The organism is Thalassospira profundimaris WP0211 (assembly GCF_000300275.1).
Classification (GTDB): Bacteria; Pseudomonadota; Alphaproteobacteria; order Rhodospirillales; family Thalassospiraceae; genus Thalassospira; species Thalassospira profundimaris.
In genome coordinates, this window is sequence record NZ_AMRN01000004.1 from 338395 (window position 1) to 352116 (window position 13722).

Genomic DNA, 13722 nt, shown 5'->3' on the forward strand with positions numbered 1-13722 from the left:
CGGAATAAATTGCCGGATCGGAGCATCCGGCTTGTTGCGCAATTGTCAGATGGTCCTTTACCACCCTGCAAACCGGACATGTTTTGCCGACCTCCCCGGTCACCCGGCAATCCTTTGCCCATCAAGGCAGGCGGCAACGGCACTTTCAGTCAAACCACCGCAAAAAACGACCGGCAACAAATGCCGAACTTAAAATTTATTATGTTAAATCAATTGGTTAATCAAACTGGCACGCAGATCGCATTCCTGATGGTCAAGTTACAGTCCTGAAAGGGAAATTCGACCATGGAAAACGTTTCATACATTGCACTGTCCCGTCAGAAGACGCTGCGCAGCATGATGAACAACCTGTCGCAGAACATGGCAAACATGAACACGACCGGTTACAAAGAGCAGCGCATGATGTTCACTGACTGGATCGCAAAGAACAAGGACGCGCCGTTCCGTGGCGAACGCGAAATCTCGCTGGTTCAGGATATCTCGCAATACAGAAATACCACTGTCGGCAACATTGAACATACGGATCGTCCGCTTGATGTGGCGCTTAGCCAGCCGGACATGTTCTTTGCCGTCGAAACGCCAACTGGTGTTCAATATACCCGTTCAGGCAACTTTTCACTCGATCCGGGCGGCCAGCTGATCACCAATGACGGTTTTCCCGTGCTGAGTGATGCCGGTCAGCCTCTGTTCTTTAACGAGGCAGACGGCCAGATCGAGATCAAGGGCGACGGATCGATTTCCACCGATATCGGCCAGATCGGCAAACTTCAGGTCGTTACTGTCGATAACGTGCAGGAAATGATCGTCACCGGGAACACCCTTTATCGTGCGCCGGAAGATGAAAATAACGCAGACGCCGTCGAACTTGTCGAAAATCCCGGCATTGTTCAGGGCGCGCTGGAAAAATCCAACGTCAATCCAATCAGCGCCATGACGCAGATGATTGACGTTCTTCGCACGTATCAATCGGTCAGCCGTTCTCTTGAAAGCGAGAACGAGCGTATGCGCAACATGATCAACAAACTCGGGGATGTCCGCGCCTGAACCGGCAGTGGCACCCGATAGATAACATCGAATTATAGCGCGAAATCTGCGCAATCGAAGGAGAAGACAGATGCGGTCACTTGATATCGGCGCTTTGGGCATGCAGGCTCAGTCCACCAACGTGGATGTGACCTCGCACAACATCGCCAACATGACCACCACCGGCTACAAGCGCCAGCGTGCTGAATTCCAGGATCTGCTGTATCAGGATCTGCGCCGTGCAGGTTCGCCGTCCTCCGACACCGGCACCATCGTGCCAACCGGTGTTCAGGTTGGTCTTGGTGTGAAGACCGCCGCAATCGGCCGCTACATGGGTCAGGGTTCGCTGACCATGACCGAGAACGAGCTTGATATTGCCATTCAGGGCCGCGGGTATCTTCAGATCGACCTGCCCAGCGGGGAAACGGCTTATAGCCGCGATGGTACGCTTAAACTTGATGCCAACGGTGCGCTTGTGACCAAGGACGGCTTTGCGGTTCAGCCGGGCATTACGGTTCCGGCCAATGCGCGCTCGGTAACCATCAACTCCAACGGTGAAGTTTTTGCCGAGATCGATGGTCAGGTTGCCCCGCAGAACCTTGGTCAGCTTCAGCTTGCGACCTTTATCAACCCGCCGGGTCTTAACGCGCTTGGCGACAACCTGTTCCTTGAAACCGAAGCATCCGGTCAGGCCAATGTCGGCGCCCCGGGGGATGTCGGCTATGGCACGGTTCAGCAGGGATATCTTGAATCCTCGAACGTTAACGTGGTTCAGGAAATCACCAACCTGATCAAGGCGCAGCGCGCTTATGAAATGAACTCCAAATCGATCTCGACCACGGACGAGATGATGAGCGCCGTCAGCAACCTGCGATAATTTCAGGTTCTGAAAGCATTTCGTTTGCGCAAGTCGCGGTCACATGATCTGCGAACTTGCGCAAACTGTATTTACGCGATTTATACCGTTCCGTGGTACAGTAGGCGGATGAAGATAAAGAACATAATCCTCGCGCTCGCACTGTTGTCCGCAATTGCGTCTCTGCCCTCATTGACAGAGAGCGCTTTGGCGCAATCATCGCAAGGCAGCAACCTTCGCAACAATCAGCCGAGCAGTTCTTCTGTCTTTCTCAAACCCGATGCCCTTGTCGAAGGTCAGTATGTGACCTTGGGTGATCTGTTTTCCGGGCTTGATCCCCAACAGCAAGATATTGCCGTTGCCCATGCACCACAGCCGGGCAAACAAACCGTTCTTGATTATCGCTGGCTATACGGGATTGCCCAGCGCCACAATGTCGAATGGCGTCCGCGCACAACAGCCGATCAGGTCCTGATCACCCGCGCCAGCCAAGTGATTACCATGGATGAAATCCGTGAAGCGGTCGAAATTTCCCTGGTTGACTATGGTATTCAGCGTCCCTTCACGGTCGATCTTTCGAGTGACAATTTCCAGATTCATCTGCCCGTTGACGCCCGCAACAGTGTTGACGTCAGTGCCATCGAGGTCAATTCACGCACCCAGCGCTTTGTTGCCAGCGTCACAACCGGCGCCCAGACGGCCCAGCAGCGGACATATCGGATCAGCGGCAAATATTACCCGCTAACAAGCGTTCCCGTCCTGGTCGAGCCAGTATCTCGCGGTTCCGTCATCCGTGCCGACCAGGTTGAATACCGTGATTTCCGGTCCGAACGCGTTCCAAACGGGGCCATTCGCGACATCAATGATGTTATTGGCAAGGAAGTCATGCGGCCCAGCAATCCCAATGAACCCTTGATGTTCCGGGATCTGAGCAACCCCATTCTGGTCCGCCGCGGATCGCTTGTGATTATTCGCCTGGTCACTGCCAACATGTCCCTGACTGCACGCGGCAAGGCAATGGAAGACGGATCACTTGGTGATGTCATTCGCGTGGTCAACCAATCGAGCAACAAGACCATTCAGGTCGAAGTTGTGGCCGAGAACGAAGTCCGCGCCCTGCCCGCTCTGTCGCAGTAATCCGCGCCCCAAAACACCACACAACCCGGCAAGCTTTTCCTCTTATACCAGCTGATAATTGGCACGGTACTTGCGTTAAGAAATGCAGGAACCCAGGAGGAATTCATGCCTACTAAAATCACCCAGATATCATGGCGGCGCATTGCGCTTGTCAGTTCGCTCATCGGGGCCACAGCATTGCTGTCAGGCTGCAACGCGATGAAACGGCTTTCCGAAGTTGGCGAACCGCCAAAGCTGTCGTCCATTGATAACCCGACACAGTCAGAGGCCTATCGCCCGGTAAGTTTGCCGATGCCGGCCCCGCAGGTTGCCGAACGCAACCCGAACTCACTATGGCGTGCCGGCGCACGGTCCTTCTTCAAGGATCAACGCGCAAACCAGGTTGGCGACATCCTGACCGTGGTTGTTGAAATGGAAGACCGCGCGGCCCTTGCCAACACGACAGTGCGCTCGCGCACCAATTCCGAGGATCTCGCCGTTCCGAACCTGTTCGGCCTCGAGGCGGAAGTAGCCAAGGTGCTGCCTGATGCGATTGATCCGAGTTCGATGCTGGATTTCGACAGCAACACCTCAAACCGGGGTGCCGGAACTCTTGATCGTAACGAAGCCATTGATTTGCGTGTTGCAGCCATCGTCATTCAGGTTCTGCCGAACGGCAACTATGTCATTCATGGTCGCCAGGAAATTCGTGTGAACAGTGAAATTCGCGAAGTCCAGATTGCCGGTGTTATTCGCGCTGCTGACATCAGCTCCGCAAACGAAGTCAATTACGACAAGATTGCAGAAGCCCGTATCTCATATGGTGGTCGCGGGACGATTTCCGATGTTCAGCAGCCACGCTATGGCAGCGAAGTTCTCGACATCATTCTGCCGTTCTAACATTTGAAAAGTCTTGTGGCTCAATCCCGTTTTCCTGGTTCCGGTTGACCACATGGCGAAGCGTTCAAAGGTCACCTTCGGGTGGCCTTTTTCGCATCAGAGCGACAAAAAAACGAAAAGCCCGGCCAGAAGGCCGGGCTTTTGTGATTTTGGTTATCCCTAACCAGTAATCTCCCACCATGTCATGTCGTTGCATGACAGGGATCGGCCAAGCCAAATCCCAAGTATTTTTTCCACCCGGCGCGATCAATCGTCGCGACGTGTGCGCTCCATCCGTTCATGGCGTTCCTGGGCTTCGATGCTCAGGGTCGCAATCGGACGAGCTTCAAGTCTTTTCAAGCTGATCGGCTCGTCGGTTTCTTCGCAGTAACCATAAGATCCGTCTTCAATTCGACGCAATGCAGCATCAATTTTTGAAATAAGCTTGCGCGCCCTGTCACGAGTACGAAGTTCAAGTGCCCGGTCAGTCTCCGCCGACGCGCGGTCGGTAAGATCCGGTTCCTGAAGCCCGCCATCTTGCAGGTTCGCTAATGTTTCTGAAGATTCATGCAGAAGTTCTGCCCGCCAGGTCAAAAGTTTCTGGCGGAAATATTCCCGCTGACGCGGGTTCATGAACTCTTCGTCCTCAGCAGGACGATAGTCAGGTGGTAAAGTGATAGTCATGTATGCCCTCTATACAGGACTCATCGATCGCGCGGCAATATAGAGGCCACGCGCCAACGGTGCAAGCCGATTGAACAAATAAATGCCAATCACCCCTCAAAGGCGCAGAATTCTGCGATATTTCTATGGAAAATGCCTTTGATTAAACAATCAGATCAGGCCGGAAACTTCAAGTTTCGCCAACTCAACCCGGGCACGAAGATCAATCTCGTCGAGAACAGAAGAGAGTTCGGGATCATCAATCATTTCGCGCTGCTGATCGAGCAAACCGACCAATTGCTGCAGGCGTGCGGGGGATAATTGGCCACTTAGCAAGCCGTCGCGCACAGCCTCAAGCTGCTCGAGCATGCTTTTTGCGCGCAACATTGCGGCCTTTTTGGGCGAATCCAGTGCATCCCCGCTTTGCTGGAGCGCAAGCAAGGCATCAAGGGCACTGACAGCCCCCGCACTTCGAACACCAGCGGCACCGCCAGCATCCCCGGAAGAGTCGAGCGAACGCATGGCGTCAGCAAAACCGCTTCCGCCAGATGTGCCGGACGATTTCTTGCGCGAGGTTGCCCCCGCACCAGCAGCCTTGGAACCGCTAACCTTCATGATCCGTGTCCGCTCAGTTGTTGTCGATCTGTTCAATGAACATATGCAGTGCATGGTCGGATGCATTCATACAGCCCAAGCGGCCGGAGAAAGGGCAAACACCAAACTTGCAGAAATGAGTCTCCCTCAATCGCGCCAGACGCGCAACGGGAAAAAAATGCCGGGTTGGCGCATCGGCCGCGACGAGACAGAGGCAAAATCACCTTAAACGCGTCGCTTTCAGGGGATTTTGGCGTCACCAAGGTCACCATCGGCAGAAAGCCTCAGTTGGCATGGTTTTCGCAAATAGGTTTGCAAACGCGGTTTACCCGATCAATCGCCTCATTTGCCGGATGCGCTGCATCCCATGTAAAAGCGGAATTAAGAGTATGATCACAGGTCTTGGCAAAATAGCACGCAATGCGCTCGCAATGCTCACGCTGGGAATGCTTGCCCTGACGCAGCTTACCCCTGCACATGCACAATCACGCATCAAGGATATCGCCGATTTCGAAGGCGTGCGTGACAACATGCTGGTGGGTTATGGCCTTGTGGTTGGCTTGAATGGTACCGGCGATGATCTGGGCGATGCAGAATTTACCCGCCAAAGCATGGTTGCGATGCTTGAACGCCTTGGCATCAACGTCCGCGACCAGATCGAGGACCTTGAGTCTGATAACATCGCGGCCGTGATGGCCACCGCAACCCTGCCGCCGTTTTCGCGTCAAGGGTCGCGCATTGATGTCAATATCAGCGCGATTGGCACTGCCGAAAGCCTCCAGGGCGGCACGCTGCTTGTGACCCCGATGGTCGGTGCTGATGGCGAAGTTTATGCCGTTGCCCAGGGTAATCTCGCGGTTGGCGGTTTTTCCGCTGGTGGCAATGCTGAAACCATCGTCAAAGGCGTTCCGACCTCGGCACGTATTGCCAATGGCGGCATCGTTGAACGCGAAATTGACTTTAACCTGAATTCCATGCAGGACATGTCAGTTGTCCTGCGCAACCCGGACTTCACCACTGCACGCCGTGTCTCCGAAGCAATTAATGCCTATCTGGGTGAAGTTGCTGCACGCGCCAGCGACCCGGGCACTGTGCGGCTGAACATTCCGGAACGCTATAACCAGAATATTGTCGCCCTTCTGACCGATATCGAACAGCTTCGTGTTGAACCTGATCAGATCGCGCGTGTGGTGATTGACGAAAACACCGGCACCATCGTGATGGGCGAGAATGTCCGGATCAACCGTGTCGCGATTGCGCAGGGCAACCTGACGATCCGTGTGACCGAAACGCCGCAGGTTTCCCAACCCTCGCCCTTCTCTCAGACTGGCACAACCGAGGTTGTCGACCGCACCAATATCGAGGTCGATGAGGGCGAAGACAATCAGTTGGGCATCATGAATGGCGGTGTCAGCCTTCAGGAACTGGTCAATGGCCTCAACAGCCTTGGCGTTGGTCCGCGCGACATGATCACCATCCTTCAGGCCATCAAGACGTCTGGCGCGCTTCAGGCCGAAATCGAGGTGATGTGATGATGACCGACAGCACCGCCGCTCTGATGGCGCAGGCACAGGCCAGCGCACAATACGGCAAGCAAAACAATATCGCGGCCCGGATGGATGCACTCACAGACGGGCACATCAAGACCGAAGCACAGGCACGCAAGGCTGGCGAGGAATTTGAATCGATGTTCCTTGGCCAGATGCTCAGCCACATGTTTGCCGGCCTTGAAACCAATGAAATGTTTGGCGGCGGGCATGGTGAAACGATGATGCGTTCCATGCTTGTTGATGAATACGCCAAAGAAATGTCCCGCGCAGGTGGCATCGGAATTGCAGATGCCGTTACACGCGAAATCCTCAAAGTCCAGGAGGGATGAAAATGACCACCCAAGAGCTGGTTACCGAACTTAAAAGCGTCACCTATGACCTTATGTCCCTGCTGGAACGTGAATCCAGTGAACTGCGCAGCCTGACATCTGCCGAATATGAGCAATTCCTGTCGGAAAAATCTGCCCTGGCAATGCAGTACGAGCAATTGGTCGTGAAACTGCGCAGCCGTGGCGACGAACTCCGCGCCATGTCCGAAGAGGAACGTGAAGAGCTGCGCGAGCTTCAGGCCGAGTTCCAGCAGGCTGCGCGGCGCAACATGAATACGCTGCAAGCGGCCAAGGCAACCAACGAACGCGTGGTTCAGGCCATCGTCCGCGCGGTCAATGACAAATCCAAAGAAGAATGCACGACCTATACCCGCTCTGCCACCACCAGCAAGGCGTCGCTCGGCGGTTATGGTCGCACGATCAATAAGTCCGGTGGCGCCTATAGCGTCAACGAAACGCTCTAAGGGTAAAGGCAAAGATCATGTCACTTACTCAGGCACTCAATACTGCGATCTCTGGCCTTAACACTGCACAGGCCCGCATTGCGATCACGTCTTCGAACATTTCGAACGTGAACACCGAGGGCTACTCCAGAAAGATCGCCGGTCAGGAGACCCTGTCGCTTGACGGTGTCGGTGCCGGCTCCCAGGTTGCTGACATTTATCGTAACGTCAACGAGGGCCTTGTACGTGAAATGCGCGGCGAACTGGGCAAAGCCGGTCGCGAAGAAGCCCGTTATGAGTTCTTCATGCGCGTTCAGACCCTGTTTGGCACCACCCAGTCTGATGCTGCAATCAGCCAGCGCATCAACGATCTGGCCGACGCGTTTGAACAGCTTGGCGTTACCCCGGACCAGAATTCCCCGCGCGTCGAAGCCATCGAAAGCGCGATTCAGGTCATGGAATCTTTTGAGCGGCTCTCAAGCCAGCTTCAGGATCTGCGCGATGACATTGATGACCAGATCACCGATGAGGTGAATAGTGCCAACACATTGCTCACGCAGATTTCTGAGCTCAATACCGGCATTATTCGCCTGAACAACCTTGATCAGCCAACGACAGAGCTTGAAGATCAGCGCGATCAGAAGCTTAATCAGCTGTCAAAGATCATAGATATCACGACCTTCAGCCGTAGTGATGGTTCGATCGTTGTATATTCAGCAAATGGCGCGAACACGCTTCTTGATCGCACCCCTAACAAGCTCTCCTTTACACAGACTGCCGGTTTCGAACCGGGTACGGGTGGCTCGGGTGTTTCACTTGATGGCGAAGACATCACGGATACGCTGCGCACAGGCACGCTTAAGGGCCTATTTGAAATGCGCGATTCCGAAATTCCGGCGTTGAATGATCAGATCAACGAACTGGCTACTCAACTGCGCGATGCCATCAATGAAGAACATAACAAAGGCACTTCGTTCCCGCCGCCAGCCAACCTTTCGGGCACACGCACGGTTGATGGCAGCGATCCGTTAACTGCAACCGGTGCATTTCGCGTTGCCGCACTCGATCAAAATGGTGACCTTGTTGCCACTGACAGTTGGGCTGATATTGCCCTGCCAACAACACCGGCAACGGTTCAGGGCATCGTTGATGCGATCAATGCCTCGGACGCGGGATCGTATCTGACAGCATCACTGGTGGACAATCGGCTGGTTATCGAAGGCCAGGATGGTAACCGCGTTGCGATTAATGAATTAGACAGTGAGATCACGCTGAGCGATGGTCGCCAGCAGGGTATGTCGCACTATTTTGGTTTGAACGACTTTGTCACGACCACCAAAAGATCCGATGTCATGACCTCTGCCGCGCAACAAAGTTCGACCAATGCGCTGGGTGTGACGGCAAGTTCCTTTACAATCAGTGCAGGCACGGGTGCGCTCGCCGGAGCAGGTATTACAGTCAACTACACTGCAACAGACTCCCTTGAAGATATCCGCGACAACATCCGTACAGCACTTCAGGGTGCAGGCTTCACCGCCGCTGCGGCCGAAGAAGCCGCCTTCATTGTCGAAGATGGTGACCGCTACCGTCTGGTCATTGAATATAATGCCAACCTGACGATCAATGATTCGGGTACGTTGTCGTCAAAGATCGGCTTCACCGAAGATCGTCCATCCCTGTCTGGCAACATGGATGTCGCCGCGGCAATCAAGAATGACCCCTCACGGATTGTGCGCGGACAGATGAATGCGGACACTTACAATACCTCGACCGCAATCATCGATCCGGACGCGGCCATTCCTAACTTGGGCCCGCTTGTACCGCCGCCGGTCAACTATACATTGACTGTCAGTGGCAATTTTACAGATGTTGATATCGATTATGATACCAACACTTCGCTACAAGACATCGCTGACGCCATCAACAACAGTGCGACGCTGACGGACAACAATATCACTGCTGAAGTCAAATTCGACAGCCAGTTGGGTGGTTATAAACTCCATGTCATAGATGCGGATGGCGATCCGTTCTATTTCAGCGACGATGGCCTGCCCAACGCCGATGCACTCACGACCGTTCTGGGGCTTGGCATCACTTTCGGCGTCCATGAAGGCGACAACAGCGCTGCAAACTCGATCAGTAATGCATTTGAACGCACCGATATTGATTTCGGAGCAACCGATGGTCTGTCGGGCGAACGCACATCGCTAACCGATTATGCAGCTGGCATTGTGGCAACCGCAGCGACAAAAGCCAGCATTGCCGAAAGTTCCTATGATTTTCAGGACAACCTAGTGGTTGACCTTAGCACCCGCATTCAGAACGAAGCCGGCGTCAACCTTGATGAAGAGATGTCGGATCTGGTGATTTTTCAGCGTGCCTACACCGCCTCTGCCCAAGTGATTACCACGGTTGAGGAAATGTTTGATGCTCTGCTCAATGCAGTTTAAACTGCATGCTTATGAAATGAGGCTGTCATGGTAACTCGTGTTGCGACATATACAAACCACACATTGCTTTCGGACTTGGCACTCCGCAATGCTGCGCGTGTAACAGATCTTCAGAACCAAGCGTCCAGCGGGTACAAATCGCGCAATTACGCAGGCATCGCCGACAGCACGCAACGCCTGCTCAATCTTGAGACCGAATATAGCCGCACGGAACAGTACCTGCGCAATACAACGCAAGGTAAGTTGCGCCTGCAAAGCATGGAAACCGCCGTTGACAGCATGCTGACCATCGCGACCGAGATGAAGAGCTTGCTGATCCAGGCAAGCTCCGCTCAACAGGCTGATGACGTCAATATCCGTAACGAAGCAGATCAGGCACTGCAACAGATTGCCAACTTGCTCAATACCAACCTTGACGGACGCTTCCTTTTTGCCGGCGGACGTTCCGAAGAACCGGCAGTGGATATCGAGAAAATCGGAGCGCCAGACAACTATATCAGCAAACTTAATACGTCAGTTACAAGCGGCGCACTTCTTTCCTCACTTGGCGTAACAACTAACGGCACGCTCCAGATCGTCAGCACAGATGTCGATGGCAACAGCTCGACCTCTACCGTCACTTACAACGCCGCCACCGACGATATCGATGACATCATGGATGCCATCAATAACGTCACCACCAACCGCGCCATTGCTTCGCTGCGGGGACTGGGCGGTGAAGGCACAACGCTTTTGAATATTGAAAATGTCGGGAACGGCTCAATCACCATTACCGAAACGGGTGGCGGTGATTTTCTCTCAAAACTTGGTATGGAGAAAATGGGCAATCCGCGCCCGGATGCCGATTATTATATGGGCGATCACCAGATCATGGATCTGCGGGTCGACGACAAATACGATGTCTCCTATGGCATTCTGGGCGACAACCCGGCATTCCAGAAATTGATCCAGGGCCTTGGCATTGCCGCAAGCACAGAAAACCAGGATGCGCTGACTGTCGCTCTAGGCTTTATCAACGATGCAATAAACGAACTTCCAAATGTTCAGGGGCAAATCGGTCTCGATATTGCCAATGTCGAACGGTTCGAAGAACGTCATCAGGATTTCAAGGTTTTTGCGGCCCAAGCCATCACCGACATCGAAACTGTTGACGTTCCACTGACCCTTGCGGAAGTCAGTCAGTATACGACGGCCCTGCAGGCCAGTTTTATTTCCATCTCGCGCGCCGCAGATTTATCTTTGGCTAACTATTTGCGTTGATTGTGATATAAATCGTATTGCGTCTTTAACTGTTTTGTTCGCATGATACCAAGGGTAGTATGCGACACAGAACCTTTCGACCGTCGGAGAATTGCGGGAATGGAAACCGAAAACGTCGCCGAGAATGAAACACCTGAATCCGTTGTCGTGGAAACACGCTTCGGCGACATCGAGTTCAGTTGGGACAAAGGCATCTATATGCCGGTCGGTCTCCTTGGCTTTCCTGAACACCATGTTTTCGGACTGGCTAACATCCCCAACACATCACTTGATCAGTTCAAGCTTTATCAAAGCCTGACGGATGCAAGCCTGTCCTTTATCGTCGCACCATATAATATGGAAAGCGGCGTTTACGCCGACAAAGACCTGATGACTGCGCAGAAAAGTCTCGCGATCGAAAGTGCTGACATGGCAATTCTGATGGTTGTCACCATCCGGAGCGCACCAAGTGGTCAGGGCATTACGATGTCGACCAATCTGCGTGCGCCCATTCTTGTGGACACTGCGCGCCAGGTCGCCTGGCAGCATATTTTGCCCAATGAAAAATACTCTGTGCAGCATGACCTGTAATTTTTGCCTAGCATATTGGCACGCGCATTGCTTTGATGTCCCCCAAGGCAATGTCGCCGAAAGATTGAATGGCCTGAGCCATTCTATCTTATCCGTGTAGGAGGAATAAAATGGCTCTTAATATTATTTCCAACTATGCAGCGAACGTAGCCCATCGAAACCTGACTGCTTCGGACACGATGGCGACGCGCTCGCTTGCAAAACTCTCCTCGGGTACCCGTGTTGTTTCTGCACGTGATGATGCTGCATCCATGGCCATCGGTGCACGTCTGAACGCAACAACGGAATCCCTCAAGACCGCAACGGTTAACGTCAACCAGGCCAACTCGATGCTCCAGATCGCCGATGGCGGCATGGCAACCATCGATAACATCCTGGTGCGCATGAAGACGCTTGCCGTTCAGGCATCCTCGGGCAACTTGTCCGATACCGAACGCGGCTTCCTGAATGACGAATTCGTACAGCTGCGCGAAGAAATCGACCGTATTGCATCCTCCACCAACTTCAACGGCATTCAGCTGCTTGGGGATGGCGGTGACGTTGCTCTGAACTTCAATGATCTTGCCTCTGGCGGTGGTGGCGCTGCCTTGGTTCCGGCTGCCGGCTTTGATCGCTTTGCCATTACCGACAATAACTACTGGGCAACCGACACCAACGATAGTGGCGTAACCGATAACAGCTTCCAGGTCAGCATCAATGAAGGCACTGCTGGTCAGGTTATCATGACGGTCAGCTCGACCATTGATGGCACGGTTAACCGCACGCAATCTATTGACGTCACCGACTATGCGTCCGGTGGCACCACCGCAATTGGCGCTGGTGAAAACGCAACGCTGAACTTCGATGAACTTGGTTTGACCTTTACGGTCAACACCAACTTCTCGGCAACTGTCAGCTATGTTGAAAGCGGTACCGCCGGCAGCCGGGACTTCGGTAGCGACGCCACCTTTAACAACGGTGCTGCGACCTTTGACTCTACCGACAACGTTGTAACCATGGAAGCCGACAATGGTCAGCAGTTGCAACAAACGGTTGACTTCCAAGTTGGCGCGGGCAACACAGCAAACGACCGCTTGGCAATTGAGTTTACGGCCGTAGATTCTGAGACACTCGGCTCTGGCTCGAATGGTGCACAAGACTCGATTGCGGACCTGACTGACAATGCCATTGATACGGCGGCGAACGCCCAGAATGCAGTCGAAGTCGTCAGCCGGGCAATTGACGATCTGCAACGCGCACGCGCCAATATCGGCACCTATCAGAACCGTTTGGACTTCGCAGCTCAAAACCTTGCATCCACGCAAGAAAACACTGAGTCTGCACGTTCCACCCTGCTTGACCTCGATGTTGCTGCCGAGATGACTAACTTCACCTCCAAGCAGATTCTGGTTCAGTCGGGTGTCGCCATGCTAGCACAGGCAAACCAGATGCCTCAGAACCTCCTCCGTCTGCTTCAGGGTTAAGTTCTTAGAAGATCGATTTTACTAAGACCATTCCGAACGGCGGCAATGTTTTGATTGCCGCCGTTTCTGTTTGTGATTGGTATTTCTGGTCAACATTTGCAGTGGTTGACGCCTCATCGTCTGATCGGCAACCTTTGACGAATCGCTTTACTTTTCCCTAGCACCTTAGCATCGACATTTGCTTTTGCTGCAAACTACGGTTATTTAATTTGGCGAACTTATGCAGGAACTCATCCCCATAGAAATCGCCATGCCGACCACATTAACCTATTGTTAATACGATATTTTATGGAAAGAGAAGTCGGTTAAGCGTCGCCTCTGACATCCAACATATTCACACTATTTACCTCAGACTAATTCCCTATTCCTGACTTTTTTCTAGACTCCCCCCTACAGGGAGCGTTTAAGTATAAGAGTGGGCTACTTTAAGTTGTTCAAGATGAGCAACAAGCTCATGCAACTGTCTTCTAAGACTTTCATTCCACGTAGGAAGATGAAAAATGGCTCTTAATATCATTTCCAACTA

At 53.1% G+C, this 13722-nt stretch carries 14 protein-coding genes; 12 read left to right on the top strand and 2 right to left on the bottom strand.

Annotation, left to right across the window (positions count from 1 at the left end; genetic code table 11):
* The first annotated feature begins 285 nt into the window (after positions 1-285).
* The 4 genes from TH2_RS10480 to flgH all read left to right on the top strand — a co-directional run bounded on the left by TH2_RS10480 (position 286) and on the right by flgH (position 3895).
* A complete protein-coding gene (locus tag TH2_RS10480; protein ID WP_008890399.1) occupies positions 286-1044 on the top strand; it encodes a flagellar hook-basal body complex protein in 759 nt (252 codons plus the stop codon).
* 70 nt (positions 1045-1114) lie between these two features.
* Entirely contained in the window at positions 1115-1900 is a 786-nt protein-coding gene (gene flgG, locus TH2_RS10485) for a flagellar basal-body rod protein FlgG (protein ID WP_008890400.1), read from the top strand.
* 186 nt (positions 1901-2086) lie between these two features.
* Complete coding sequence (gene flgA, locus TH2_RS10490; protein WP_008890401.1) at positions 2087-3016, top strand: flagellar basal body P-ring formation chaperone FlgA; 930 nt, start codon at positions 2087-2089, stop codon at positions 3014-3016.
* 105 nt (positions 3017-3121) lie between these two features.
* Positions 3122-3895 (top strand): flagellar basal body L-ring protein FlgH, encoded by a 774-nt coding sequence (gene flgH / locus TH2_RS10495; RefSeq protein ID WP_008890402.1) that lies wholly within the window; start codon positions 3122-3124, stop codon positions 3893-3895.
* 246 nt (positions 3896-4141) lie between these two features.
* On the opposite strand, the gene dksA is transcribed toward flgH, so the two are convergent.
* Together dksA and TH2_RS10505 are read right to left on the bottom strand one after the other, a co-directional pair.
* Positions 4142-4558: an RNA polymerase-binding protein DksA gene (gene dksA, locus TH2_RS10500; protein WP_008890403.1), complete on the bottom strand. Its 417-nt coding sequence runs from the start codon at positions 4556-4558 to the stop codon at positions 4142-4144.
* 150 nt (positions 4559-4708) lie between these two features.
* Entirely contained in the window at positions 4709-5152 is a 444-nt protein-coding gene (locus TH2_RS10505; protein WP_008890404.1) for a flagellar assembly protein FliX, read from the bottom strand.
* Between TH2_RS10505 and TH2_RS10510 the strand changes: the two genes are divergently transcribed.
* The 8 genes from TH2_RS10510 to TH2_RS10545 all read left to right on the top strand — a co-directional run bounded on the left by TH2_RS10510 (position 5151) and on the right by TH2_RS10545 (position 13196).
* Positions 5151-5360: a hypothetical protein gene (locus TH2_RS10510; RefSeq protein ID WP_008890405.1), complete on the top strand. Its 210-nt coding sequence runs from the start codon at positions 5151-5153 to the stop codon at positions 5358-5360. The two genes, TH2_RS10505 and TH2_RS10510, sit on opposite strands and share 2 nt — an antisense overlap.
* Before the next feature lie 160 nt (positions 5361-5520).
* A complete protein-coding gene (locus TH2_RS10515) occupies positions 5521-6663 on the top strand; it encodes a flagellar basal body P-ring protein FlgI (protein ID WP_008890406.1) in 1143 nt (380 codons plus the stop codon).
* Positions 6663-7010 (top strand): rod-binding protein, encoded by a 348-nt coding sequence (locus TH2_RS10520; RefSeq protein ID WP_008890407.1) that lies wholly within the window; start codon positions 6663-6665, stop codon positions 7008-7010. Before TH2_RS10515 ends, TH2_RS10520 begins: the two co-directional genes overlap by 1 nt.
* Positions 7011-7012: 2 nt before the next feature.
* Positions 7013-7474, top strand: a complete 462-nt coding sequence (locus tag TH2_RS10525) for a hypothetical protein (RefSeq protein ID WP_157194018.1) — start codon at positions 7013-7015, stop codon at positions 7472-7474.
* Between the two features lie 17 nt (positions 7475-7491).
* Positions 7492-9903 carry a flagellar hook-associated protein FlgK gene (flgK, locus tag TH2_RS10530; protein ID WP_008890409.1) on the top strand — a complete coding sequence of 804 codons (2412 nt, stop codon included), beginning with the start codon at positions 7492-7494 and terminating at the stop codon, positions 9901-9903.
* Between the two features lie 27 nt (positions 9904-9930).
* Complete coding sequence (locus TH2_RS10535) at positions 9931-11163, top strand: flagellin N-terminal helical domain-containing protein (RefSeq protein ID WP_008890410.1); 1233 nt, start codon at positions 9931-9933, stop codon at positions 11161-11163.
* 99 nt (positions 11164-11262) lie between these two features.
* Positions 11263-11733 carry a flagellar assembly protein FliW gene (fliW, locus tag TH2_RS10540; RefSeq protein WP_008890411.1) on the top strand — a complete coding sequence of 157 codons (471 nt, stop codon included), beginning with the start codon at positions 11263-11265 and terminating at the stop codon, positions 11731-11733.
* Positions 11734-11843: 110 nt separating this feature from the next.
* Positions 11844-13196: a flagellin N-terminal helical domain-containing protein gene (locus TH2_RS10545; RefSeq protein ID WP_008890412.1), complete on the top strand. Its 1353-nt coding sequence runs from the start codon at positions 11844-11846 to the stop codon at positions 13194-13196.
* The last annotated feature ends 526 nt before the right edge of the window (positions 13197-13722 follow it).

What these genes read in the sequence shown, in the direction of transcription:
- TH2_RS10480 (WP_008890399.1), top strand. Translation starts at nt 286, where the DNA reads ATGGAAAACGTTTCATACATTGCACTGTCCCGTCAGAAGACGCTGCGC.
- flgG (WP_008890400.1), top strand. Translation starts at nt 1,115, where the DNA reads ATGCGGTCACTTGATATCGGCGCTTTGGGCATGCAGGCTCAGTCCACC.
- flgH (WP_008890402.1), top strand. Translation starts at nt 3,122, where the DNA reads ATGCCTACTAAAATCACCCAGATATCATGGCGGCGCATTGCGCTTGTC.
- dksA (WP_008890403.1), bottom strand. Translation starts at nt 4,558, where the DNA reads ATGACTATCACTTTACCACCTGACTATCGTCCTGCTGAGGACGAAGAG.
- TH2_RS10510 (WP_008890405.1), top strand. Translation starts at nt 5,151, where the DNA reads ATGATCCGTGTCCGCTCAGTTGTTGTCGATCTGTTCAATGAACATATG.
- TH2_RS10505 (WP_008890404.1), bottom strand. Translation starts at nt 5,152, where the DNA reads ATGAAGGTTAGCGGTTCCAAGGCTGCTGGTGCGGGGGCAACCTCGCGC.
- TH2_RS10515 (WP_008890406.1), top strand. Translation starts at nt 5,521, where the DNA reads ATGATCACAGGTCTTGGCAAAATAGCACGCAATGCGCTCGCAATGCTC.
- TH2_RS10520 (WP_008890407.1), top strand. Translation starts at nt 6,663, where the DNA reads ATGATGACCGACAGCACCGCCGCTCTGATGGCGCAGGCACAGGCCAGC.
- TH2_RS10525 (WP_157194018.1), top strand. Translation starts at nt 7,013, where the DNA reads ATGACCACCCAAGAGCTGGTTACCGAACTTAAAAGCGTCACCTATGAC.
- flgK (WP_008890409.1), top strand. Translation starts at nt 7,492, where the DNA reads ATGTCACTTACTCAGGCACTCAATACTGCGATCTCTGGCCTTAACACT.
- TH2_RS10535 (WP_008890410.1), top strand. Translation starts at nt 9,931, where the DNA reads ATGGTAACTCGTGTTGCGACATATACAAACCACACATTGCTTTCGGAC.
- fliW (WP_008890411.1), top strand. Translation starts at nt 11,263, where the DNA reads ATGGAAACCGAAAACGTCGCCGAGAATGAAACACCTGAATCCGTTGTC.
- TH2_RS10545 (WP_008890412.1), top strand. Translation starts at nt 11,844, where the DNA reads ATGGCTCTTAATATTATTTCCAACTATGCAGCGAACGTAGCCCATCGA.